At 57.9% G+C, this 20,888-nt stretch carries 21 protein-coding genes and 1 other annotated feature; of the genes, 17 read left to right on the top strand and 4 right to left on the bottom strand.

The window, feature by feature from the left end; genetic code table 11:
• From Q0526_RS08170 to Q0526_RS08160, 3 genes are all read right to left on the bottom strand, one after another.
• Positions 1 to 171, bottom strand: a 171-nt coding sequence (locus Q0526_RS08170) for a PC4/YdbC family ssDNA-binding protein (protein WP_298732379.1), incomplete at its 3' end; no start/stop codon positions are given.
• 88 nt (positions 172 to 259) lie between these two features.
• Positions 260 to 1,201, bottom strand: a complete 942-nt coding sequence (locus tag Q0526_RS08165) for a class B sortase (protein WP_298732374.1) — start codon at positions 1,199 to 1,201, stop codon at positions 260 to 262.
• Between the two features lie 67 nt (positions 1,202 to 1,268).
• Positions 1,269 to 1,607 carry a hypothetical protein gene (locus tag Q0526_RS08160; RefSeq protein ID WP_298732373.1) on the bottom strand — a complete coding sequence of 113 codons (339 nt, stop codon included), beginning with the start codon at positions 1,605 to 1,607 and terminating at the stop codon, positions 1,269 to 1,271.
• A 311-nt stretch (positions 1,608 to 1,918) separates the two neighbouring features.
• Between Q0526_RS08160 and rfbA the strand changes: the two genes are divergently transcribed.
• The 17 genes from rfbA (at position 1,919) to rplL (ending at position 19,769) form a co-directional block, all read left to right on the top strand.
• On the top strand, positions 1,919 to 2,803 hold the full coding sequence (gene rfbA / locus Q0526_RS08155) for a glucose-1-phosphate thymidylyltransferase RfbA (protein ID WP_298732371.1): 885 nt from the start codon (positions 1,919 to 1,921) through the stop codon (positions 2,801 to 2,803).
• A gap of 11 nt (positions 2,804 to 2,814) precedes the next feature.
• Positions 2,815 to 3,717 carry a dTDP-4-dehydrorhamnose reductase gene (rfbD, locus tag Q0526_RS08150; protein ID WP_298732369.1) on the top strand — a complete coding sequence of 301 codons (903 nt, stop codon included), beginning with the start codon at positions 2,815 to 2,817 and terminating at the stop codon, positions 3,715 to 3,717.
• 7 nt (positions 3,718 to 3,724) lie between these two features.
• Complete coding sequence (gene rfbB / locus Q0526_RS08145) at positions 3,725 to 4,789, top strand: dTDP-glucose 4,6-dehydratase (RefSeq protein WP_298732367.1); 1,065 nt, start codon at positions 3,725 to 3,727, stop codon at positions 4,787 to 4,789.
• A gap of 60 nt (positions 4,790 to 4,849) precedes the next feature.
• Positions 4,850 to 5,818, top strand: a complete 969-nt coding sequence (locus Q0526_RS08140) for a hypothetical protein (RefSeq protein WP_298732364.1) — start codon at positions 4,850 to 4,852, stop codon at positions 5,816 to 5,818.
• Between the two features lie 134 nt (positions 5,819 to 5,952).
• The gene (locus Q0526_RS08135; protein WP_298732362.1) at positions 5,953 to 6,432 is read left to right on the top strand and encodes an Lrp/AsnC family transcriptional regulator; all 480 of its coding nucleotides are present in this window, start codon (positions 5,953 to 5,955) and stop codon (positions 6,430 to 6,432) included.
• The gene (locus Q0526_RS08130) at positions 6,432 to 7,610 is read left to right on the top strand and encodes an aminotransferase class I/II-fold pyridoxal phosphate-dependent enzyme (protein WP_298732377.1); all 1,179 of its coding nucleotides are present in this window, start codon (positions 6,432 to 6,434) and stop codon (positions 7,608 to 7,610) included. The genes Q0526_RS08135 and Q0526_RS08130 overlap by 1 nt, the downstream gene beginning before the upstream one ends.
• 34 nt (positions 7,611 to 7,644) lie before the next feature.
• Positions 7,645 to 8,544 (top strand): 4-(cytidine 5'-diphospho)-2-C-methyl-D-erythritol kinase, encoded by a 900-nt coding sequence (gene ispE, locus Q0526_RS08125; RefSeq protein WP_298732360.1) that lies wholly within the window; start codon positions 7,645 to 7,647, stop codon positions 8,542 to 8,544.
• A gap of 47 nt (positions 8,545 to 8,591) precedes the next feature.
• A complete protein-coding gene (locus Q0526_RS08120) occupies positions 8,592 to 9,173 on the top strand; it encodes a stage II sporulation protein R (protein ID WP_298732358.1) in 582 nt (193 codons plus the stop codon).
• 75 nt (positions 9,174 to 9,248) lie between these two features.
• Positions 9,249 to 12,581 carry a PD-(D/E)XK nuclease family protein gene (locus Q0526_RS08115; protein WP_298732356.1) on the top strand — a complete coding sequence of 1,111 codons (3,333 nt, stop codon included), beginning with the start codon at positions 9,249 to 9,251 and terminating at the stop codon, positions 12,579 to 12,581.
• Positions 12,582 to 12,593: 12 nt separating this feature from the next.
• Complete coding sequence (locus tag Q0526_RS08110) at positions 12,594 to 16,091, top strand: UvrD-helicase domain-containing protein (protein WP_298732354.1); 3,498 nt, start codon at positions 12,594 to 12,596, stop codon at positions 16,089 to 16,091.
• 156 nt (positions 16,092 to 16,247) lie between these two features.
• Positions 16,248 to 16,397, top strand: a complete 150-nt coding sequence (gene rpmG / locus Q0526_RS08105) for a 50S ribosomal protein L33 (protein WP_007046681.1) — start codon at positions 16,248 to 16,250, stop codon at positions 16,395 to 16,397.
• A 16-nt stretch (positions 16,398 to 16,413) separates the two neighbouring features.
• Positions 16,414 to 16,689: a preprotein translocase subunit SecE gene (gene secE / locus Q0526_RS08100; protein WP_298732352.1), complete on the top strand. Its 276-nt coding sequence runs from the start codon at positions 16,414 to 16,416 to the stop codon at positions 16,687 to 16,689.
• Positions 16,690 to 16,713: 24 nt separating this feature from the next.
• Positions 16,714 to 17,253 carry a transcription termination/antitermination protein NusG gene (gene nusG, locus Q0526_RS08095; protein ID WP_007046679.1) on the top strand — a complete coding sequence of 180 codons (540 nt, stop codon included), beginning with the start codon at positions 16,714 to 16,716 and terminating at the stop codon, positions 17,251 to 17,253.
• 153 nt (positions 17,254 to 17,406) lie between these two features.
• Positions 17,407 to 17,832, top strand: a complete 426-nt coding sequence (gene rplK, locus Q0526_RS08090) for a 50S ribosomal protein L11 (RefSeq protein ID WP_298732348.1) — start codon at positions 17,407 to 17,409, stop codon at positions 17,830 to 17,832.
• An 18-nt stretch (positions 17,833 to 17,850) separates the two neighbouring features.
• On the top strand, positions 17,851 to 18,543 hold the full coding sequence (gene rplA / locus Q0526_RS08085; RefSeq protein WP_204651017.1) for a 50S ribosomal protein L1: 693 nt from the start codon (positions 17,851 to 17,853) through the stop codon (positions 18,541 to 18,543).
• A gap of 52 nt (positions 18,544 to 18,595) precedes the next feature.
• Positions 18,596 to 18,734, top strand: a sequence feature (ribosomal protein L10 leader region).
• 52 nt (positions 18,735 to 18,786) lie between these two features.
• Positions 18,787 to 19,299 carry a 50S ribosomal protein L10 gene (gene rplJ / locus Q0526_RS08080; RefSeq protein ID WP_298732346.1) on the top strand — a complete coding sequence of 171 codons (513 nt, stop codon included), beginning with the start codon at positions 18,787 to 18,789 and terminating at the stop codon, positions 19,297 to 19,299.
• 92 nt (positions 19,300 to 19,391) lie between these two features.
• Positions 19,392 to 19,769, top strand: coding sequence for a 50S ribosomal protein L7/L12 (gene rplL, locus Q0526_RS08075; RefSeq protein WP_204651019.1), 378 nt, complete (start codon positions 19,392 to 19,394; stop codon positions 19,767 to 19,769).
• A 376-nt stretch (positions 19,770 to 20,145) separates the two neighbouring features.
• Here rplL and Q0526_RS08070 read toward each other — a convergent pair whose 3' ends face one another.
• On the bottom strand, positions 20,146 to 20,775 hold the full coding sequence (locus Q0526_RS08070) for an ABC-2 transporter permease (protein ID WP_298732344.1): 630 nt from the start codon (positions 20,773 to 20,775) through the stop codon (positions 20,146 to 20,148).
• Positions 20,776 to 20,888: the final 113 nt, after the last annotated feature.

The following is a 20,888-nucleotide window of genomic DNA, read 5'->3' as shown; positions in this document are numbered from 1 at the left end:
GGTCAGGCTGATGCCTTTGGCTATGCGGCTGCCGTCGGGGGACCAATCGCGGATGTCGTACTTGGGGGTGTTGCCGTTCCAACTAATCATGTTCAGCTGGCGCTCCCAGCCCCGTGCATTGGTGGAGAGCACAGCGATGCGCTCGGTAATTTCATAGGTGAATTCTGCCATACTTCACAGGCTCCTCTCATAGTATTGTCTTGCAACATCATAGCCGATTCCCGGCAAAAATGCAAGACCAATCGGCGGGACGCGTGCTTCAATCCTCCACCCGCACGGCCAAAAGGGCAAAACGGGTATCGGTATTCAGACGGGTGTCACCGCAAGTGGAAAGCGTCAGCAACTGCTGGCCGTATTCCGGGACTACGCCGGTATCGTACAGGGCGAGATCCAGTATGGCATTTACGCGTTTTTCCCATTCCAGTTTGGTGTCGGCGTCAAAAAAGGTGTAGTAAGGCAGTTCGTCGGCTCCGAGGGTTGTGTCCCATGCTGCCACCACCTGCCAAGTCCCTGTTTCATATAAGGTGTCAAAGGTGAAGGTGGGGTGCTGACGGAAAAAGGACTCCTCCCGGTAGTAGGTCAAGTGACCGAACATGGAGCCGTCTGCCATGTTGTGGCCATAGATAAGCCAGTTGGCGGTGGGAAGGTTTGGATCAAGGCTGCATTGTTCGTCCAAAAACAGTGTGCCGCCGGTGGCGTACAGCCCGTCAAAGCCGCGGCGCAGATAATACTCGTTGTCGCCGGGGGTCTGTACCACCGGCAGATCGATGCCGGTCCCTTCAATCCGAAGCCATCCCACCAGATCGGGATTCTGCTCATAGAGCGCTTGATACTGTGACAAGACCTTTGCCGTTTGTTCAGGGGCGGGGGTGGCGGCTGCCTCCGGTGTGGTGTGGGCGGCAGCGTCGGCCTCCTCGGTGCGGGACAGCGCGTCGCGGGTGGCAGCTACGGGGAGAATTTGCACATGAGCGGATTCTTCAGTGGCGTGATCCACCACGGGAGCAACCGGCGCCGGCGGTTCCGGCTGTCCGCCGCGAAAAACTGTCTGCCGCAGGAACAAGGCACCTGCAAGCAGCAAAGCAGCGCCGCCGGCGATACGAAGTCGACGGGCATGGCGCTTTTGCTGGGCGCGCAAGCCGGTGCGGGCGGCAAAGGGATAGTAGGCGGTGTCACCCCGCAATCTGCGGTACCGTTTGGCCACGACAGACGACTCCTTTCAGCAAAAATAGAAGGTAATAATAAAAAAACGCCCCGCAGGGCGTTGTATATCAAATCTTTCGCAACATCAAAAGTCCCGCCGAACAAATAAGGATCAGGCCAACGATGCCCGCCAGATACAATACGGGGAAATCGCCGGTGGCCGGAGTGGGGACATTTTGGGAAGGCTCTGCGGTGGAAGTGGGGGTCTGGCTGCTCTGTGCCGTTACCACATCCACTTTAGCCGTGGTTTCATTGACAGTGACGGTATCACTATGCTGGGTGCGAGAGGTAGAACTGGTCGGCGTAGCCGTAGACTGTGCGGGATCATTGGCCTTGTTCAGCACCCCACATGCGGCCAACAGCGCAACCAGCGCAATAAAAAAGGCCGCACACAAAAAGCGTTTCAACGCGAAAACGCCTCCTTAAAATTCAAAGTTCAAAACTTTATATACAAGATGGCGTACATAGCCATCGTCAATTACACTGCGTATATTGTATCATATGACTTGGCCTGCGTCAAGCGTTCGTAAACAAATGGTAACAAACTGGAAACAACTGCCGCCGCGGTTCCTTGGCAGGCAGGCGGGATTTTCCCCTTGCGCTGGGGGGATAAATGCGGTATAATAACTTCAATATTGTGTGAGATTATGCCCCTGTGGGAACCACCCGTGGGATGGGCGGCGCGCACTGGTCAAATTCAGTTTAAGGAGTTGTAACGATGAAAGGGATTATCCTTGCCGGTGGTGCCGGCACAAGACTGTACCCGCTGACGATGGTCACCTCCAAACAGCTGCTGCCTGTATACGACAAACCGATGATCTATTATCCGTTGTCCACCTTGATGTTGGCGGGCATTCAGGATATTCTCATCATTTCCACCCCCACCGATACGCCCCGGTTTGAGGCCTTGTTGGGGGACGGCAGCCAGTACGGTCTGCATCTGCAATACAAGGTGCAGCCCAGCCCGGACGGATTGGCGCAGGCCTTCCTGCTGGGCGAGGAATTTATTGATGGGGATTGCTGTGCCATGGTGTTGGGCGACAACATTTTCTATGGCGCCGGTTTCTCCAAGCGGTTGAAAGCCGCTGCTGCCAATGCGGAAGCAGGCCGCAGCACGGTGTTCGGCTACTATGTCAATGACCCCGAGCGGTTCGGTGTGGTCTCCTTCGACAAAGAGGGCCGGGCTACTTCCATTGAAGAAAAGCCGGAACATCCCAAGAGCAACTACGCGGTCACCGGTCTGTATTTCTATAACAAAGACGTGGTGGCGATGGCGAAGCAGGTCAAGCCCAGCGCCCGCGGCGAATTGGAGATCACCACGCTGAACGCGATGTACCTGGAGCAGGGCAAGCTGGATGTGCAGTTGCTGGGACGCGGCTATGCCTGGCTGGATACCGGCACGATGGACTCGCTGGTGGAAGCAGCGACCTTCGTACAGACGGTGGAACAGCGGCAGGGCATCAAGATTTCGGCGCCCGAAGAGATCGCGTACAAGTACGGATGGATTACCAAAGAAAAGCTGCTGGAGAGTGCAGCGCGTTACGGCAAATCGCCTTATGGGCAGCATCTGAAGAATGTTGCGGATGATAAGCTGCTGTACTGAGAGGGTTTACGATGAAGATTTTGATTACAGGGTGTCGGGGACAGCTTGGCACCGAACTGCAGCACCAACTGGCGGAGGAAGGCTGTGTACTGGGCCCCTTGCCGGAGCGGCTGCGTAAGGCCACGGTCATCCCGGTAGATGTGGATGAGCTGGACATTACCGATCGGGAGGCAACCATCAGCTATGTCCGCCGCCATCAGCCCGACACGGTCATCAACTGCGCGGCATTCACCAACGTCAATGGCTGCGAAACGTCCCGGGATGCAGCTTTTCGGGTCAACGCCATCGGACCGCGCAATCTGGCGCTGGCCTGTGACAAGGTCAATGCGCGGCTGATTCATATTTCCACCGACTATGTGTTCTCCGGTGCGCCCAATGGCGGTGTGGCGCTGGATGAATGCGCGGTGCCGGCACCGATCTCGGCCTACGGCCAGACGAAACTGCTGGGCGAGCAATATGTGGAACAGTTCTGCCGCCGCCATATCATTGTACGCACGGCATGGCTGTACAGCTATTATGGTAAAAACTTCGTGAAGACGATGGTCAATCTGGGCAAAACCCATGAAAAAATTACCGTTGTCAACGACCAGATGGGCAATCCCACCAATGCGGTGGACCTTGCTTACCATATTCTGAAATTGGCCATCAGCCATGATTATGGCATTTACCATTGCACGGGCAACGGCATCTGCAGCTGGGCTGACTTTGCCAAGGCGATTATGGAAGGTGCGGGACTGAACTGCAAGGTGATTCCATGCACCAGTGAGGAATATGCGGCAGCACACCCCGAAAGCGCTAACCGCCCTGCGTGGAGCGCATTGGAAAACCGTATGCTGCGCTGCACCGTTGGAGATACCATGCGCGACTGGCAGGAAGCGCTGAAGGACTTTTTTGCAAACTGGAACGGAGAATGATTTATCTATGAAAACCTATCTTGTCACCGGCTGTGCCGGCTTTATCGGTTCTAACTTCGTCCATTACATGTTGGACAAATATGAAGACATCCGCCTGATCAACCTCGATAAGCTGACCTATGCCGGCAACCTCGAGAACTTGCAGGATATCGAAGGCGATGCACGCCACATCTTTGTGCAGGGGGACATCTGCGACAAAGCGCTGGTCACCGACCTGATTGCTAAGTACGATCCCGACTATGTGATCAACTTTGCAGCCGAGAGCCATGTGGACCGCAGCATTAAGAATCCCGAAATTTTTGTGGAAAGCAACGTGCTGGGTACTGTCAACCTGCTGCAGTGCTGCAAGGACGCTTGGTACGATGCCGAGGCCAAGACGTGGAAAGAGGGCAAGAAGTATCTGCAGGTTTCCACCGATGAAGTCTATGGTGCGCTGGGTGCCGAGGGCTATTTCATGGAGACCACGCCGCTGTGCCCGCACAGCCCCTATTCGGCCAGCAAGGCCAGCGCCGATATGTTTGTCAAGGCATTCCATGATACTTACGGCATGCCGATGAACATCACCCGCTGCTCCAACAACTATGGTCCCTATCAGTTCCCCGAAAAGCTCATTCCGCTGCTGATCAACAACGCCAAGCAGCACAAGAAGCTGCCGGTATACGGCGACGGTATGCAGATTCGTGACTGGCTGTACGTCATGGACCACTGCAAGGCTATCGATATGGTGGCCACCGGCGGCAAGGATGGCGAAGTTTACAACGTAGGCGGCCACAACGAGCGCCCCAACATCTTCATTGTCAAGACGGTCATCGCCCAGCTGCATGACCGCCTGAAAGATGAAGGCATCAGCGAAGAACTGATCACCCATGTGGCAGACCGTTTGGGTCATGACCGCCGCTATGGAATCGATCCCACCAAGATCAAAGAAGATTTGGGCTGGTATCCCGAGACCCCGTTTGAGAAGGGCATTGTCCTGACCATCGACTGGTATCTGGCACACCCGGAGTGGATGAGCCATGTCACCAGTGGTGATTACCAGAAATATTACGAGCAGATGTATAAAAATAAGTAATCTGCTTGGTTCGTCCATTCGGGCCGTTGGCCCATCGATTTAGGAGCTTCATAATCCACAATGGCAAATTACAGAGAAGAACAAGTCCGCAACAGTCGCCGCTTGGCGCGTCAGGTTCTGGGCGGCATCTCGCTGCTGTTAGCGCTCATCGGTTTATTCACGGTGTTTGGCTGGCTGGTGGGGGCGCTGCGCAACGTACTGGATGATTCCGGCCGCCGCGCCTCTTACGAAGACCGCCTGTACGGCATGGTCATGCTGGATCCGCTGACCTTTGACGACGTCAACGAAGTGGACCCCGGTGTATTCAAACAGGCCGCTATCTGGGGTACCGTGTACGAGATTCAGAAGAACGGTGGCAGCTTGGACCAGTACGAGCGTGATCCCGACACCGGTTCGGCCATGATCCCGAAATTGGAGATCGACACCTACATCGCCAACCTGCTGGGCTCCGACTATGTGGTGAGCGAAGGCAGCTTCAGCACCGATGAATTTGTCTACCAGTACAACGAAGAAAAACAGTGCTATCTGGTCCCCGTTACCAGCTCGGTGGCGCAGTACACCCCGAAGGTAGAAAAGATCGCCACTTCCGGCGGCAAGCTGTATGTGACGGTGGGGTATGTTCCCACGGCAAGCAACAGTGCCAGCGGTGAGCTTTCTCTGACAGCGCCGACGGATCCGGTCAAATATATGGATTACGTCTTTACCCGCGGCGAAAACCGGGAATGGTATCTCACCGCTTTGCAGGAGAGCGAGATGAAGGTGGAAGCTACGCCGGAACCCTCTCCCACGGCGGCCGTTACGCAGGACGCCCAGAGCATGGTGGAAAGCCAGCTGAATTCTTCCATGACGGATGCTGCCAGCAGTACGGCCGGCAGTGACGCGACGCAGGTTACGCCGGCACCGGAAGCGGAAAGCGAACCGGCGGCAGAAGCCGATACCGATGCTGCTGAGGAGGGCGACGCCGCACAGGCGACTTCTTCCGAGGAAGGCAACAGTGATGCCGCTGCATCCGACGATGCGGTAGGGTAATCCCCAACAGGATCAACAAGACTCCCGTGTTACGGCACGGGGGTCTTTTTTAGTAATGGCGCCAAAAAAGAGGATGCAATCTCGGCGCGGGTATGGTATAATACCACCATATATACATAAAGAGGTGTATCAATATGGAAGAATTGCTGCGCATTTTGGAGAAGAATGCCCGCATGCCCATCGAAGATATTGCGGCCATGCTGGATACCACGCCGGAGCAGGTGGCGGCTATGATGGATGAGGCCGCGGCAAAGGGCTATATCCGCGGTTATGAAACGCTGGTGGACTGGGAGCAGGCCGGCGTGAATGTGGTAGAAGCGGTGATTGAACTGCGTGTGACACCCCACAAATCCCGGGGATTCGACGATATTGCCACCACCATTGCGGGCTTTGACGAGGTGGATACCGTCTTGCTGATGAGCGGCAGCTATGATTTGCAGGTCATCATCAAAGGCCGCAGTTTTCAGGAAATTGCCCTCTTTGTGGCCAAGCGCCTGTCGCCACTGGACGATGTGATCTCCACTGCGACCAGTTTTGTGCTGCGTGCGTATAAGCGGGGCGGCCGCCTGTATCAGGCCGAGGAGACCGACGAAAGAGAGTGGACGATGCTGTGATAAACTACAACGAACTGCTTGCGCCTGCCGCCCAAGCCATGCGCCCGTCCGGCATCCGCAAGTTCTTTGATCTGGCCACCGAGATGCCGCACTGTATTTCGTTGGGCGTGGGGGAACCGGACTTCAAGACCCCTTGGAGCGTGCGGGATGCAGGAATCCGCAGCTTGGAGCAGGGACGAACCAAGTACACGGCCAATGCCGGCTTGAAAGAACTGCGCGCCGAAATCTGCCGGTATTTGAAACGTCGTTTCGATCTGCAATATGAAGTGCCCCAGATTCTGGTTACAGTAGGCGGCAGCGAGGCCATCGACTTGGCCATCCGTGCGTTGGTCAAACCCGGGGACGAGGTTATCATCCCCGAACCTTGCTTTGTCTGCTATGAACCCATCACCCAGCTCACCGGTGGTGTGCCGGTACATATCGCCACCCGGGCGGAGGATGAGTTCCGCTTGACGGCTCAGCAGCTCAAGGCGGCTATCACGCCCCGCACTAAGCTGGTGATTTTCCCGTATCCCAACAATCCCACCGGTGCGGTGATGAGCACGGCGGATTTGGAAGAAATTGCTGCGGTACTGCGGGATACCAACATCATGGTGCTTTCCGATGAGATTTACTCGGAATTGACCTATGGGCTGGACCGGCACGTTTCCTTTGCGTCGCTGCCCGGCATGGCGGAACGCACCATTGTGGTCAATGGCTTCTCCAAGTCCTACGCGATGACCGGTTGGCGTCTGGGCTATGCGGCGGGGCCGGAGCCCATCATCAAGGTGATGACCAAGATTCACCAGAGCTGTATCATGAGCGCTCCTACCACCAGCCAGTATGCCGCAATCACGGCGCTGCGCCAGTGTGATGATCAAATTGAAATGATGCGTGACGAGTATAACCGCCGTCGCCGCTATGTGGTTAAGACCCTCAACGAGATGGGCTTGACCTGCTTTGAACCTCGGGGTGCGTTCTATGTGTTCCCCTCCATCCAGATCAGTGGGCTTTCCAGTGAGGAATTCTGCGAACGCCTGCTGCGGGAAAAAGAGGTCGCCATTATCCCCGGCGATGCATTCGGCGCTTCGGGCGAAGGGTATGCACGAATCAGCTATGCTTACAGCGTAGACCATTTGGAGACCGCCATGCGCCGTATCCGTGCCTTCTTGCAGGAGAACGGCTGGCTCAAAGTCTAAATACAACCGTTATACAAAACAGGGAAGTGACTCCATGCGCAAAAAATCCGTCACGGTGCTGGCACCGGCCAAACTAAATCTCTCGCTGGATGTGGTGGGCACGTTGCCCAACGGCTACCACGATCTGGATATGGTCATGCAGACCATCGATCTGTATGAAAAGATCACTCTGCGCCGCAGCGAGGGGCTCAGCCTGACCTTGCCGGGCAGCTTTGTACCCGTTAACGATAAGAACACTGCCATCAAAGCAGCGTTGGCGTTTTTCCATTACACGGGCTTGCTGGCCGGGGTGGATATGACGATCTATAAGCGGGTACCGGTGCGGGCCGGCATGGCCGGCGGCAGCGCCGATGCTGCTGGTGTACTGGTAGGTCTCAATGATCTGTACGATGCCAAACTCTCCATGAGCGAACTCTGTGCTCTGGGCGCTTCCATCGGAGCGGATGTCCCTTTTGCTCTGTTGGGCGGCACTTGCCGGGTGCGCGGCGTGGGCGATTTGATGAAAGCTCTGCCGCCCTGTCCAGACTGTTGGTTTGTGGTGGCGATGCCCAGCGTGGGCGTTTCTACCCCGGAGGCTTTCGCACGGTACGATACCATGGGCAGTCCGGTTCATCCCGACTGTGAAGCACAGGAACAGGCGGTACGAGCCGGCGATCTGGCAGGTGTCTGCAAAACGGCGGGCAATGCGCTGGAACATTGTTCCGGTGCGGTGGAAACGCCTGCGATCTGTCAGATTCTGCGAGACCATGGTGCGCTGACGGCGCAGATGACCGGCAGTGGAGCCGCGGTGTTTGGTATCTTTGATGCGGAAGAAAAAGCCCGGGCGGCCCAGACGGCACTGCGCGCGGGGTACAAGCAGGTTTACCTCTGCCGTCCTACGCATGGCGGCCCGCGGGTGACTGTGCGCCGACCCATGAAAAAAGAATCGGTTTAAACAGCGAAGGTTTGGCCCATACTCCCAGTACAGGGAGGGATGAGGTCATGAAACATCGCAGAAGATGGATGTGGGAACTGGGCGTTGGTCTGGGCTTTTTGCTGAGCGTGGTACTTACTCTGGCGGCAAGCCGCCGGGAACAGGTGGCAGCGCAGGTGCGTGCCGATACGATCCGGCTGCACGTGCTGGCGAACAGCGATACCATTGAGGACCAACTGCTCAAACTAAAAGTGAGGGATGCCATATTGGAGACGCTGCCCGAAACCGTTACACAGGCAGCAACACCCCAACAAGCTACCCATGCGCTACAAAATGCCGTGCCGAGGTTGCAGGCAGCGGCCAACCGTGCGTTGCTGAAAGCCCACAGCGGGCAGACGGCGACAGTTCGGTTGGAATCCTTTGGGTTTGATGCCCGAGATTACGGTCAGTTTGCACTGCCCGGCGGGACATACACGGCCCTACGGGTGGAAGTGGGGGCCGCGCAGGGGCACAACTGGTTTTGTGTGCTCTACCCGGCTTTGTGCGTGTCGGGGGCTTCGGCGGAATATCCCACCGAAGCGGAAAACGCACTGGTATTCGGCGACTACGAAATTCGGCTCGCCCTGCTGGACGCCCTGCAGGGCCGGTAAAAGCATAAGAGGGAAAGGACCCTGAGCGGGAATCCTTGCTCCCTCTTTTTCTGTCGAGGAGGAAAGGAAGGCGCTATGTTACACCTACTGCTGGGACCATCGGGCAGCGGAAAATCCAGCCGCATGATGGAAGAACTGCGGACCCGGGCTGAACACGGTCAGCGCAGTTTGCTGATTGTGCCGGAGCAGTTCACTTCCTCCACCGAAGGGCGGCTCTACCGTACCTTGGGGGATACGCTCTCGGCTTATGTGGAGAGTTATTCCTTTACTTCGCTGGCGGAAACACTGCTGCGTCGCTACGGGGGCGCAGCCGTGCAGACCTTGGATGAAGCTGGCCGGGCCTTGCTGGTGCGCCGCGCGGTGGATTCACTGCTGGACCGAGTGGTGTACTATAACCGCCAACGCCGGTCTGCTGCCTTTTGCGAAAAGGCGGCCCAGACCATCGAGGAGCTGAAAAGTGCAGGCATTACGCCGCAGGCCTTGGCACAGTATGCCTGCGCCCTCGGCGCGGACCGGGACAAATTGCAGGAACTCTCGCTGATTTACGGTGCGTATGAGGCGCTGTTGGGCCAGAGCGCTATGGACCCCGGGGACCGGCAGCAACTGGCGGCCGGGTATCTGGACGCGGACTTTTTTGCGGGGCGCGGCGTCTACATTGATGAATTTGACACCTTTAATGCACCGAAGCGGGCCTTGTTGTCGGCTATGCTTCCGGTGGCCGATGTGACGGTCTGCCTGTGCTGTGATGGTGCACAGGATCGGGACGGCGGCATGGGGCTGTTTAGTGGGGCTAAGGCGGTGGCAGCCAGTCTGCGCCGTATGGCAGCCGATGCAGGGGTGCCGGTACATACCGAAACACTCACCGAGGACCTGCGCCATGCCGAGGCTCCGGCGTTGGCAGAGCTGAACCTTTTGCTGGCAGATCCCACCTATACGCCGCAATGTACGGTGGATCCTGCCAAGCCGGCCATTGTCTGCCATGCGGCAGCTTCGCGGCAAGCGGAAGCCAAGGCGGTAGCCGCCGAGATTGCCGCTCGTGCCCGGGCGGGTATGCCCTACAATCGCATGGCGGTGATTTGCCGAGATGCAGGGCAGTATCTGGGCCCGATCCGCTATGAGTTTCGCTTGCAGAACATTCCGCTTTTCTGCGACGAGGCCACAACGCCGGAAAATACTGCTCCCGCGCGGGCCGTGCATGCTGCGCTGGATCTGGCCCGGGGCGGCTTGAGCAGCCGCACGGTGCTGCGGCTGCTTAAGACAGGGCTGGTGGATCTGCCGCCCCGTCAGCAGAGCGCGCTGGAAAACTACGCCTATACATGGCCGTTGAAGGCTGGCGACTGGCGGGAACCCTTTACCCGCAGTGCCGCAGGATATGCGGACCGGGAGCAGGCGGAGGATGTGCGCACCCGGCAAGATGCTGAGGCCGCCCGCGCTTTTGTGGTGGAACGGATCCAACACTTTTTGGCCCGGGTCAAAAATGCCGGAGCGGCGGCGCTCACCAAACAGATCTATTTGTTTTTGCAAAGCTTGGGGGCGGAAAAAACGCTGAACGATCTGGCTGAAACGCTGCGTCAGCAAGGGCGTCTGCCGGAAGCCGATGAAATTCTGCGGGAGTGGAATGTGGTGATGGGGCTGCTCAACCAGTTGGCCCAGTTGCTGGGGGAGGAAGCTCTGCCCCCGGCGGATTACGCCGAATTGTTCACTCTGCTGCTGCGCACCACCGACATGGGGCATATTCCCCAAAGTTTGGACAGCGTGATTGTGACCACGGCGGGGCGGATGCGCTTGCCCGAAACGGATGCGGTGTTTGTGGTGGGATTGACCGAAGGGGAGTTCCCCCAAACACCCGGCGATCAGGGGCTGCTTTCCCATGCAGACCGGGATGCCATGATCGCACAAGGGGCAGAGCTGCCCGACTGTTTTGAAAATAAGGTACTGCGGGAGGGTGTCTGCTTTTATAAGGCGCTGACGGTGGCGCGGTCCTTCCTGTGGTTGAGCTGGCCCGGTGCCGCTCATGGAGAGGATACCTCACAGGCCAGTGCTGTGTTGACGCCGGTGCGGCAACTGCTGCAGGTGCCCTTTGTGACGCCCTCTACGGCAACTTTGGGGGCAACTCCGGCGGCGGCGCTGGATATTCTCGGTGTGCTGAGCCAGCAGCCCGGTCAGGAAGGGGAGGGCGCTGCTCTGCGCAGGGCGTTGGAAGAGGACGCTGCCGACACCGAAGCGGCTGTCGGATATGCTTCGCTGTGCCGGGCCCAGCAGGAAACCGAGGTGGCGGTCGAAAACACCGGTGAGCTGGAAAAACTGCTGGGCAAGAGCCTGCGGGTCAGTCCTACGCGGTTTGAAAAGTACCAAACTTGTCCCTTTGGCTACTTCATGCAGTTCGTGCTGCGGGCATCACCTCGCCGCAAGGCGGAATTGGCCCCCAACATCAGCGGCACGCTGACCCACTGGGTGCTGGAAAATGCCCTGCGGCGGAAGGGCGAAGCCTTCAAAGACCTGCAAGAGGATGCACTTCGGGAGCTGGTGGATGAGCTGGTACAGGAATATGCCGATGCAAACCTGCCGGGAATCACACTGCGTATGCAATATTTGATCGAGCGAATTCGCCGCAATCTGGTGGGCTTGCTGGGCTTTATCCAGCGGGATCTGCGCCAGTCGGGATTCCAGCCGGTGGCCTTTGAGCTGCGCATCGATGATCGTCCCGGCGATGATCCCGAGGCGCCCCGGATAGAGCCGGTGGAATTGGAAGATGGAGCCGGACATACCGTGCGGATCGTGGGCACAGTGGACCGGGTAGACGCGATGCCGTTGGGACAGCGCACCTACCTGCGGGTGGTGGACTACAAGACCGGCGGTAAGGATTTTCAGCTGAAAGAAGTGTATTGCGGTCTGGATTGCCAGATGCTGCTGTACCTCTTTACCTTGGAGCGCAAGGCACAGAACGAGTTCCCCGGCGCTACCGCGGCGGGGGTGGAGTATCTGTTGGCGGATCCCGCGCCGGAGAGTGTTCCTCGGGCACAGGCAGAGGCGGAGCAGCAGGGTGAGGAAAATACCTACCCCCTTAACGGCCTGCTGTTGGATGATGAGAGCATCTACCGCGCCATGGATACCCGCGGAACGGGAGAATTCGTGCCGCTGAACTTTAATGCCAAGACCGGTAAGGTTACCAACGCCAAAAGTCGGTTAGCCGACGAGAAAAAATTGGGACGGATTCGTGACCATCTGGATGGCTTGTTGGTGCAGATGGCCCGGGACCTTTATGCGGGCAAGATCGATGCGCAGCCGCTGTGCAGCGGGGGAAAAAGCCCGTGTGCCTACTGTGATTTCCGCATTGCCTGCAACCATCGGGACGGGGAGCAGGAACGCACAGTGGATGTTCCCGCCGATCCCTTTGACGAACCATAAAAGGAGAACGCTATGCCGGACACCCCAAAAATTCAATTTACGCCTGCACAGGCCGCAGCCATTGGGGCACGCGGCGGCAGTCTGTTGGTATCGGCTGCGGCCGGTTCGGGCCAGACGCGGGGTTTGGTGGAACGAGTTGTGGGAATGATCACCGATCCACACCATCCCGTGGAGGCAGACAGCCTGCTGATCATGACCTTTACCAATGCGGCGGCGGCCAAACTGCGGGCGGACATCTCTACCCGTCTGGCGGAGGAAGTCCGGGCGCATCCCGAGGATGTGCGGCTGCGCCGCCAGCAGTTGTTGCTGCAGCGGGCCTCCATTGGCACCGTAGATGCCTTCTGTCTGCATTTTGTGCAGCAGCATTTTGCCGCGCTGGACGTACCGCCGGATTTTGAAACGGCGGAAGAGGCGGATCTGGCACGCATCGAGGAGGAAACGCTGTCCAGCGTACTGGAAAACGCTTATCAAGATGCCGAGTTCCGCGCCTTTGCCGATTTGTACGATCGGGGCCGTACCGACCAGACGGCGGGACGGGCCATTCTGGAACTGTACCATTTCAGCCGTGCGCTGCCGCATCCGGCGCAGGCGCTGCAATCTTTCGCTGAACTTTGGCAAAGCGATTTGCCCCCGCAAGATACCCCTTGGGGCAAGGCGCTGCTGCAAATGGCAGAGCAGCGGGCCGAGGGTGCCCGGCAACTGTTGGAAGCCGGTGCGCGCATTGCGGCCCGGGATGAGGCGGCGGATGCCGCCTACACGGCGGTATTGCAGGATGACGCCGCCCGGATGCAATGGCTTTGCAGTGTCTTGCAGCAGGGAAACTGGGATAAAGCGATAGATGCGCTGCGAGAAGTGGGAGGAAATTGGCGCAAAGCGGGCCGGATCAAAGGCGGCAAGGACGCCAACCCGGCGGCTTTTGCGGCTAGTGAGCTGCGCAGCCGCGCCAAAAAACAGATCGAGAGTTTGGCCAGCGATTTTCTGCTTTGTGCGGCCGAGGAATATCAGCAGGACCGTCTGCGGGCGGCACCGTTGGTGGCGGCGTTGGTGCGGGTGACCCAGCAATTTTCCGATGCCTGTTTTGCTGCCAAATGTGAGGAAAAGCTGCTGGACTACGCGGACTTCGAGCACCTTACCTTGGATCTGCTGCTGACGCCGGACGGCAGCCGCACACCCCTTTGCCGCACCGTCAGTGAACGCTATGCGGCGGTGCTGGTGGATGAATATCAGGACACCAACGCTTTGCAGGATGCTATTTATTTTGCATTGGCTTCTCCGCAGGCAGACAATCTCTTCTTCGTGGGGGATATCAAACAAAGCATCTACCGGTTTCGGCAGGCTGATCCGTCGGTGCTTTTGGGCAAACAGCAAAGCTGGCAGCCTTATCCTCAGCCGGTGCCTCAGCCGGCAACGTTGGCACTGGATGCAAACTTCCGCAGCGCTCCGCAGGTAATCGAGGGGATCAACTATCTGTTTTCGGTGATTTTCTCGCCCCAGTTGGGCGGTGTGAGCTACGGGGCCGGACAGCGGCTGGTGGTAGGCCGCCCCGACGCGGCATATCCGGGACTTTGCGAGGTGGATGTCCTGCGGGACGCCGATGTGCAGGGGGAAGCGAGGGTCATTGCGGAGCGGATTGCATCTATGATGGCGAGCGGTTTCCTTGTGCGGGACAAAACCGGTCCGCGGCCCTGCCGCTATGACGACTTTTGCATTTTGCTGCGAGGCCGCGGGGATTTCTCTGTCTATGAGGAAGCGCTGCGTCAGGCCGAGATTCCGGTCTTTGCCGACACCGCAGCGGATCTTCTGGATGCGCCACACATTCGTCCCTTTGCAGCACTGCTGCGGGTGATCGATAACCCGGCACAGGATATTCCACTGGCCTCGGTGTTGCTCAGTCCGATGTTTCCCTATACGCCGGATGATCTGGTGGCGCTGCGCCGCGCCTGCCCGCAAGGCAGCTTGTACGGTGCGGTGCTCTACGGCTGGCAGCCTCGCTTTGCCTCGTTCTTGGAGTCGTTGGAAGAATACCGCCGTCTGGCCCGCACACTGCCGGTCGATCAGTTGTTGGAAGAACTGCTGGCCCGCACGGGATATTTGGCGGCGGTGGGCGCCTTGCCGGACGGCCCGCGCTGCCGGGAAGATCTGCAAACCTTTGTGGTCTGGGCCAATGGCGCCGGACGGGCCGGCTTGTCGGCACTGATCCGTGCGATGGATGCTGCTGCGGCCAATGGTGGGCTGAACCAGAGCGGCGGGGGACAGACCCGTCCGGGCTGTGTCAGCATCATGACGGTACATCGCTCCAAGGGACTGGAGTTTCCGGTAGTGTTTGTGGCCAATACATCCCATCAATTCAACCAGAGTGATGCCGTTCGGCCGGTGCTTACCCACAGCCATTTAGGTGTAGGAGTTATGCTGCGGGCCGGACAGCGCGCCAAGCGATATAAAACACTGCCCTATGCGGCGTTGGCGCAGACCATCCGCACCGAAACGCTGAGCGAAGAAATGCGGGTGCTCTATGTGGCGCTGACCCGGGCACAGGACGCCTTGATCATCACTGTGCCGCTAAAAAAGGTCGACACGGACCTGAAGACGCCGGCTCTCTGTGCGGCCGCGGAAGCTACCGGCCCTGAAACTATGCAGAGCATGAAGAGCTGGGGGGCTTGGCTGTTGACGGCAACGCTGCTGCATCCCAACAGTGATGCACTGTGGGGGTATACCGCCTTGCTGCCGCACCATCTGCCCACCCGTGTGCCGCTGGAAGTTCGGCTGCTGACGGTACCGGCTATACAGGCGAACAAGCCGAACCCGCCGCAGCCTGTGCCGGACGAAACGCTCTACCGGCAGGTTGTTCAGTCGTTTCACTGGCACAATCCCCGAGCGGCACTGCAAAAGATCCCGGCGAAGGTCAGTGTCAGTGCGGTGGCACATGCGACCCGGCCTGTGGCGTTGGAACGCCCGGCCTTTTTGCAGAAAAGCGGTCTGACCGGCGCCGAGCGAGGCACGGCCATTCATGCGTTTATGCAGAGCGTTCCTTTTGAAGGGGAAGCGCCGGACTTGCAGGCGGAGGTCAAGCGTCAGATTGAACAAAAACTGCTGGATCCGGCCTTGGCCGAAAAGCTGGACCTTGCCCGGGTGCAGCCCTTCTTCGAGAGTGGTGTATGGCGGCGCATTCGGATCGCCCGCCGCGTTCTGCGGGAAGAACCGTTTATCACGGCTTTGCCGGCAACACGGATTACGCCGGAAGCGGCAAGCACCGATGCAGAAGTTCTGGTACAAGGCATTGCCGACTTGGTGCTGGTCTTTGACGATCATGCCGAAATCTGCGACTATAAGACCGATGCCAGCAAAGACCCGGCCTTTTATAAAAAGGAATACGCGGAGCAACTGCGCCTCTACCGCCATGCCTTTGCGCTGCGGTTGGGGGTGCCGGTGACCAAACTTACGATTTACAGTTTTACCTTGCAGCAGGAAATCGACATCCCTTTGCAGGAAGAAGGCGTCCCAACGCGATAAAAACCTGCAAAAAATCCTACGGGACGCCTTGACTTAAACCCGCGGTTGTGCTATTATGATAGCACCTCTTTTGCGGGTTTATTTTTTATGCCCTTTTTCGGGGGCAGCCCGTAAGCGCGAGGGAGGCTTATTAACCGATAATGGAGGTGCCGAACAATGACTGTCAAGATCACCCTGGCTTGCACCGAATGCAAGCAGCGCAACTACAACAAGGAGAAGAACAAGAAGAATTCTCCCGATCGTCTTGAGATGAAGAAGTATTGCCGTTTCTGCAAAAAGCATACCCTTCACCGCGAAACCAAGTGAGGATAGGAGCTTAGAGATGGCGGATAAGAAATCTTCGAACACCGCAGCCCAGGCTCAAAGCGACAAAAAGAAAAAGACCTCGTTTTTCGGCAAGGTCAAGAACTTTTTCAAAGGCATCGCCAAGTATTTTAAAGATACGAAGAGCGAGTTGAAAAAGGTCGTATGGCCCAGCAAGAAGGATGTCAAGAACAACACCATCACGGTAATCGCAGTGGTGCTGATTGCGGCAATCGTTTTGATCGTGCTGGACCTTATCTTCGGCGGCGCTATCCACCTAGTGGTCGGCGCCTGAGCGCTTGAGCGGAGGCAATGACCAATGGCTGAACAGGCAAACTGGTATGTGGTGCATACCTATTCCGGCTATGAGAACAAGGTCGCACAGGACCTGATGACGATGGTGGAAAACCGCCGTCTGCAGGACTTGATCTGCGATGTCAAGGTCCCGACCGAGACTGTGATCGAGGAAGTACTGGACAAGACCGGCAACAAGACCGGTGAAAAGGAAGTCCAGCGCAAGCTTTACCCCGGTTACGTCTTTGTTAAGATGGTCATGAACGACAACACTTGGTACATCGTGCGTAACACCCGCGGTTGCACCGGTTTTGTGGGTCCGGAATCTAAGCCGGAACCGCTGACCGAGGCCGAGGTGGCCAAGATGGGCGTCGAGACCACAGCCGAACTGCAGGTCGACTACAAAGTCGGCGATACCGTCGAAATCACTGCCGGTCCGATGGAAGGCTCTGTCGGCACCGTGGAGGAAATCGACATCCCCGCGCGCAAGGTGCGCGTCAAAATCACGATGTTTGGCCGCGAGCTGCCCGCAGAGTTGGAGCTGCATCAGGTCAAACTGTTCTAAGGCTTTTCTTAGAACCTACGCAATTTCCGGTAAGAACCGCGAACGGGCATCGACCCGGGGTACGGTTTTTATAGGGTATGCGGTGGTCGCATACCCGTGGGAGGCCTGCACCGCGGGCCGCAACTCACCACAAAATTTGGAGGTGCAAGTATTATGGCACAGAAAATCACTGGCTACATCAAGCTGCAAATTCCCGCCGGCAAGGCGACTCCGGCCCCCCCTGTTGGTCCTGCTTTGGGCCAGAAGGGCGTCAACATCATGGCGTTCACCAAGGAGTTCAACGAGCGTACCAAGAACCAGATGGGCATGATCATCCCCGTCGTCATCACCGTGTACGCTGACCGCTCCTTCAGCTTCATCACCAAGACTCCTCCGGCGCCCGTTCTGATCAAGAAGGCTGCCGGCATCGACACTGCTTCCGGCGTGCCGAACAAGAACAAGGTCGGTTCCATCACCCTGGCCCAGGCCGAGGAGATCGCCAAGACCAAGATGCCCGACCTGAACGCCGCCACGCTGGAGGCCGCTGTCAGCATGATCAAGGGCACCGCCCGCAGCATGGGCGTTACCGTTGAGGGTTGAACAGGAGGGGAATAAGCAATGAAACACGGCAAGAAATATACCGATGCTGCCAAACTGATCGAGAGCAGCAAGACTTACGATCCGGCCGAGGCTCTGGAGCTGTGCTGCAAGACCGCGACCGCGAAGTTCGACGAGACCGTCGAGCTGCATGTCCGTCTGGGCGTTGACAGCCGTCACGCCGACCAGCAGGTCCGTGGCGCCGTTGTTCTGCCCAACGGTACCGGCAAGAACGTTCGCGTCATTGCCATCGCCAAGGGCGATGCTGCCAAGGCTGCCGAGGCTGCCGGTGCGCAGGAGGTCGGTGACGACGATCTGATCGCTAAGATTCAGGGCGGATACCTCGACTTCGACGTTTTGGTTACCACCCCTGACATGATGGGCCGCGTTGGCCGCTTGGGTAAAATCCTTGGCCCCCGTGGCTTGATGCCCAACCCCAAGGCTGGCACTGTGACCCCCGACGTTGGCAAGGCTGTTACCGATGCCAAGGCCGGTAAGATCGAGTACCGCCTCGACAAGCAGAACATCATCCATGTGCCCATCGGCAAGGCCTCTTTCGGCGCTGAGAAGCTCATGACCAACTTGGATACCGTTCTGGAAGCCATCGCCAAAGCGAAGCCCGCTGCGGCTAAGGGCCAGTACTTCAAGAGCGCGACCGTCGCCACCACCATGGGCCCCGGCGTCCGCGTTGCTACCAACAAGTACGGTGTCTAATCCGGCATATTGCCGCACTTAAAAAGTACTTGACAAACGCACGTTTGCGTGCTATACTATCTAAGCTGTTTTTAAGACAGCAGGTGCCGCAAGGCATAATGGGGTAACCCAACCTGCCGAGAAACGTGCGTTTGATTGCTGTGCTTTCAAGCCCTTTTCCCGGCGACGGGAAAGGGACTTTTCTTGTTACACGAAAAGCCGCTTACCGTTACCAAACTGTAAGTGGAACGAGGTGAAATTCAAATGCCCAGTGCAAAGATTCTGGAATCCAAGAAGGCTCTTGTCAAGGCCCTGAATGAGGAGATCTCTTCTTCTCTGGCCGGTGTGGTTGTCGCGTACAACGGCATCAGCGTGGCCGACGACACCAAGCTGCGTAAGGAACTGCGTGAGGCCGGCGTGCACTACATGGTCGTCAAGAACACCATGCTGCGTCTGGCTGTCAAGGGCACCCAGTACGAGGGTCTGACCGAGTACTTCAAGGGTGATACCGCCATTGCGCTGTCTCCGGAGGACCCGGCTGCTGCGGCTCGCATCCTGTGCAAGTTCGCTGACGCTGACAAGTCCAAGCGCTTCGTCGTTAAGGGTGGTTTCTGCGATGGTCAGGTTATGGACGCCGCTGGCGTCAAGGGCCTGTCCACCATGCCCAACCGCGAGGGTCTGCTCTCCATGCTGGCCGGCTCCCTCAACGGGATCATCGGCGGTCTGGCTGTGGCCCTGCAGGCTGTTGCCGACAAGCAGGACGAGACCGCTGCCTGATCGAAGATCGGGCTGCCTGAGCGTCCCGGCGCGGCGCTCAAAAATCCTGCGCGCCGGATAACAAACCATAAAATTTAATGGAGGTAACTACCATGGCTTCTGAGAAGATCACTGCCATTGTCGAGTCTGTCAAGACTATGACTGTTCTGGAGCTCAAAGAGCTCGTTGACACCATCTGCGAGGAGTTCGGCGTTTCCGCTGTTGCTGCTGCCGCTCCCGCTGCTGCCGGCGCTGCCGCCGCTCCCGCTGAGGAAGAGAAGACCGAGTTCGACGTCATCCTGAAGGACGTCGGCGCCAACAAGATGCAGGTCATCAAGACCGTCAAGGAGCTGACCGGTGCTTCCCTGATGGAGGCCAAGAAGCTGGTCGAGACTCCCGATGCCAAGCTGAAGGAGCAGGCTTCCAAGGCCGACGCCGAAGAGATCCAGAAGAAGCTGGAAGAAGTCGGTGCCAAGGTCGAGCTGAAGTAATTCAGTTTCCCAGTTGTTTTGAGCCGCACGGCATTTGCCGTGCGGCTTTTTGCGTTTTCGTTTGTTTTTAGGGCGCCGCGATAGGCTGCCTATGCCTGCCGGTAAAAAAATGCTGCCGGGACCGTCCTCACCAAAAAGCAAAACCGCCGGACCCGATCGCCGCGCTGCGCTATGCGGGAAAAACATGTGGGTAAATGGGGCAGGGGAAGGCGCGTCCCCACGGCGTGAGAATGCGCGGCAAAATACAGGGCGCTTGCCTGCCGTGTGCTTGGGCAGGCGGGGACCGCTGCGCCCCTTGCATAAAGGCATACAAAAAAGCGGCAGCGTTTCGGGCTGCCGCTCTGCTGTAGTTTGGCTGTGGTCGGGGCTGGGTGGCTCAGGTGATGTCCTGCTTTTGGTACAGAACTGTTGCGATTCGGCAGGAAACGAAGAACCAGATCAGGGAAAAGACGTTTACAACGCCGAACGCCGCCAGGGTGTGTTCCTTTACGGGTAAGAACAGGTTCGTAAGAAGCACAAGCGCCACGATGATGCCCGTTGACGCGATATAGGACATCATAAAGACGATTTGGGATTTATCGGGGTCGAAACGGTAGGCGCAGGGCAGGCTGATGCCGCCCGCCAGCAGCGCGGCGCTTATGCCGATGGACGCATACAGGGCGACGGAATCCCCTGTGGTGGCCGTGCCTGTGAGCAGGAACGCCAGGCAGGGCAGCAGCGAGACCAGCCCCCCCGCCGCCGCAAGCAGAAGGTAGAGCAGAAACTTTTCGCGGATGATCTGCGCCCGCGATACCGGCATGGTGAGGACGTTTTTGTTCCATTTGCAAGCGGCGTCGCTGGCGATGCTGATAAAGACCGACGTTGTGGCAGCGGCCGGGGCGATGACCAGCAGGGCGCTGGGCTCCACCAGAAACGAAAGCCCGAATCCGATCACGATCAGGCAGACGAGCGTTATCAGAATGTTGCTTTTGGCGATGTACAGATCTTTCAGTAAAATGCCGCTCATGATTGTTCCCCCTTCACATACAGAAGCATGATCTCGTCGATCGTGGCGGGCACGATCAGCGCCTTCGGGTATTTCCGCTGCAGGGCTTCCCGGTCGCTGACCAGGACCTGCCA

The organism is uncultured Subdoligranulum sp. (genome assembly GCF_937890665.1).
Note: the sequence above shows the minus strand (reverse complement) of the source record. Positions and strands in the feature narration are given on the sequence as shown.

What these genes read in the sequence shown, in the direction of transcription:
- nusG (WP_007046679.1), top strand. Translation starts at nt 16,714, where the DNA reads ATGGCTGAACAGGCAAACTGGTATGTGGTGCATACCTATTCCGGCTAT.
- Q0526_RS08115 (WP_298732356.1), top strand. Translation starts at nt 9,249, where the DNA reads ATGTTACACCTACTGCTGGGACCATCGGGCAGCGGAAAATCCAGCCGC.
- rplL (WP_204651019.1), top strand. Translation starts at nt 19,392, where the DNA reads ATGGCTTCTGAGAAGATCACTGCCATTGTCGAGTCTGTCAAGACTATG.
- rplA (WP_204651017.1), top strand. Translation starts at nt 17,851, where the DNA reads ATGAAACACGGCAAGAAATATACCGATGCTGCCAAACTGATCGAGAGC.
- rpmG (WP_007046681.1), top strand. Translation starts at nt 16,248, where the DNA reads ATGACTGTCAAGATCACCCTGGCTTGCACCGAATGCAAGCAGCGCAAC.
- rfbB (WP_298732367.1), top strand. Translation starts at nt 3,725, where the DNA reads ATGAAAACCTATCTTGTCACCGGCTGTGCCGGCTTTATCGGTTCTAAC.
- rfbA (WP_298732371.1), top strand. Translation starts at nt 1,919, where the DNA reads ATGAAAGGGATTATCCTTGCCGGTGGTGCCGGCACAAGACTGTACCCG.
- rfbD (WP_298732369.1), top strand. Translation starts at nt 2,815, where the DNA reads ATGAAGATTTTGATTACAGGGTGTCGGGGACAGCTTGGCACCGAACTG.
- secE (WP_298732352.1), top strand. Translation starts at nt 16,414, where the DNA reads ATGGCGGATAAGAAATCTTCGAACACCGCAGCCCAGGCTCAAAGCGAC.
- Q0526_RS08120 (WP_298732358.1), top strand. Translation starts at nt 8,592, where the DNA reads ATGAAACATCGCAGAAGATGGATGTGGGAACTGGGCGTTGGTCTGGGC.
- ispE (WP_298732360.1), top strand. Translation starts at nt 7,645, where the DNA reads ATGCGCAAAAAATCCGTCACGGTGCTGGCACCGGCCAAACTAAATCTC.
- Q0526_RS08135 (WP_298732362.1), top strand. Translation starts at nt 5,953, where the DNA reads ATGGAAGAATTGCTGCGCATTTTGGAGAAGAATGCCCGCATGCCCATC.
- rplK (WP_298732348.1), top strand. Translation starts at nt 17,407, where the DNA reads ATGGCACAGAAAATCACTGGCTACATCAAGCTGCAAATTCCCGCCGGC.
- Q0526_RS08140 (WP_298732364.1), top strand. Translation starts at nt 4,850, where the DNA reads ATGGCAAATTACAGAGAAGAACAAGTCCGCAACAGTCGCCGCTTGGCG.
- rplJ (WP_298732346.1), top strand. Translation starts at nt 18,787, where the DNA reads ATGCCCAGTGCAAAGATTCTGGAATCCAAGAAGGCTCTTGTCAAGGCC.
- Q0526_RS08110 (WP_298732354.1), top strand. Translation starts at nt 12,594, where the DNA reads ATGCCGGACACCCCAAAAATTCAATTTACGCCTGCACAGGCCGCAGCC.
- Q0526_RS08070 (WP_298732344.1), bottom strand. Translation starts at nt 20,775, where the DNA reads ATGAGCGGCATTTTACTGAAAGATCTGTACATCGCCAAAAGCAACATT.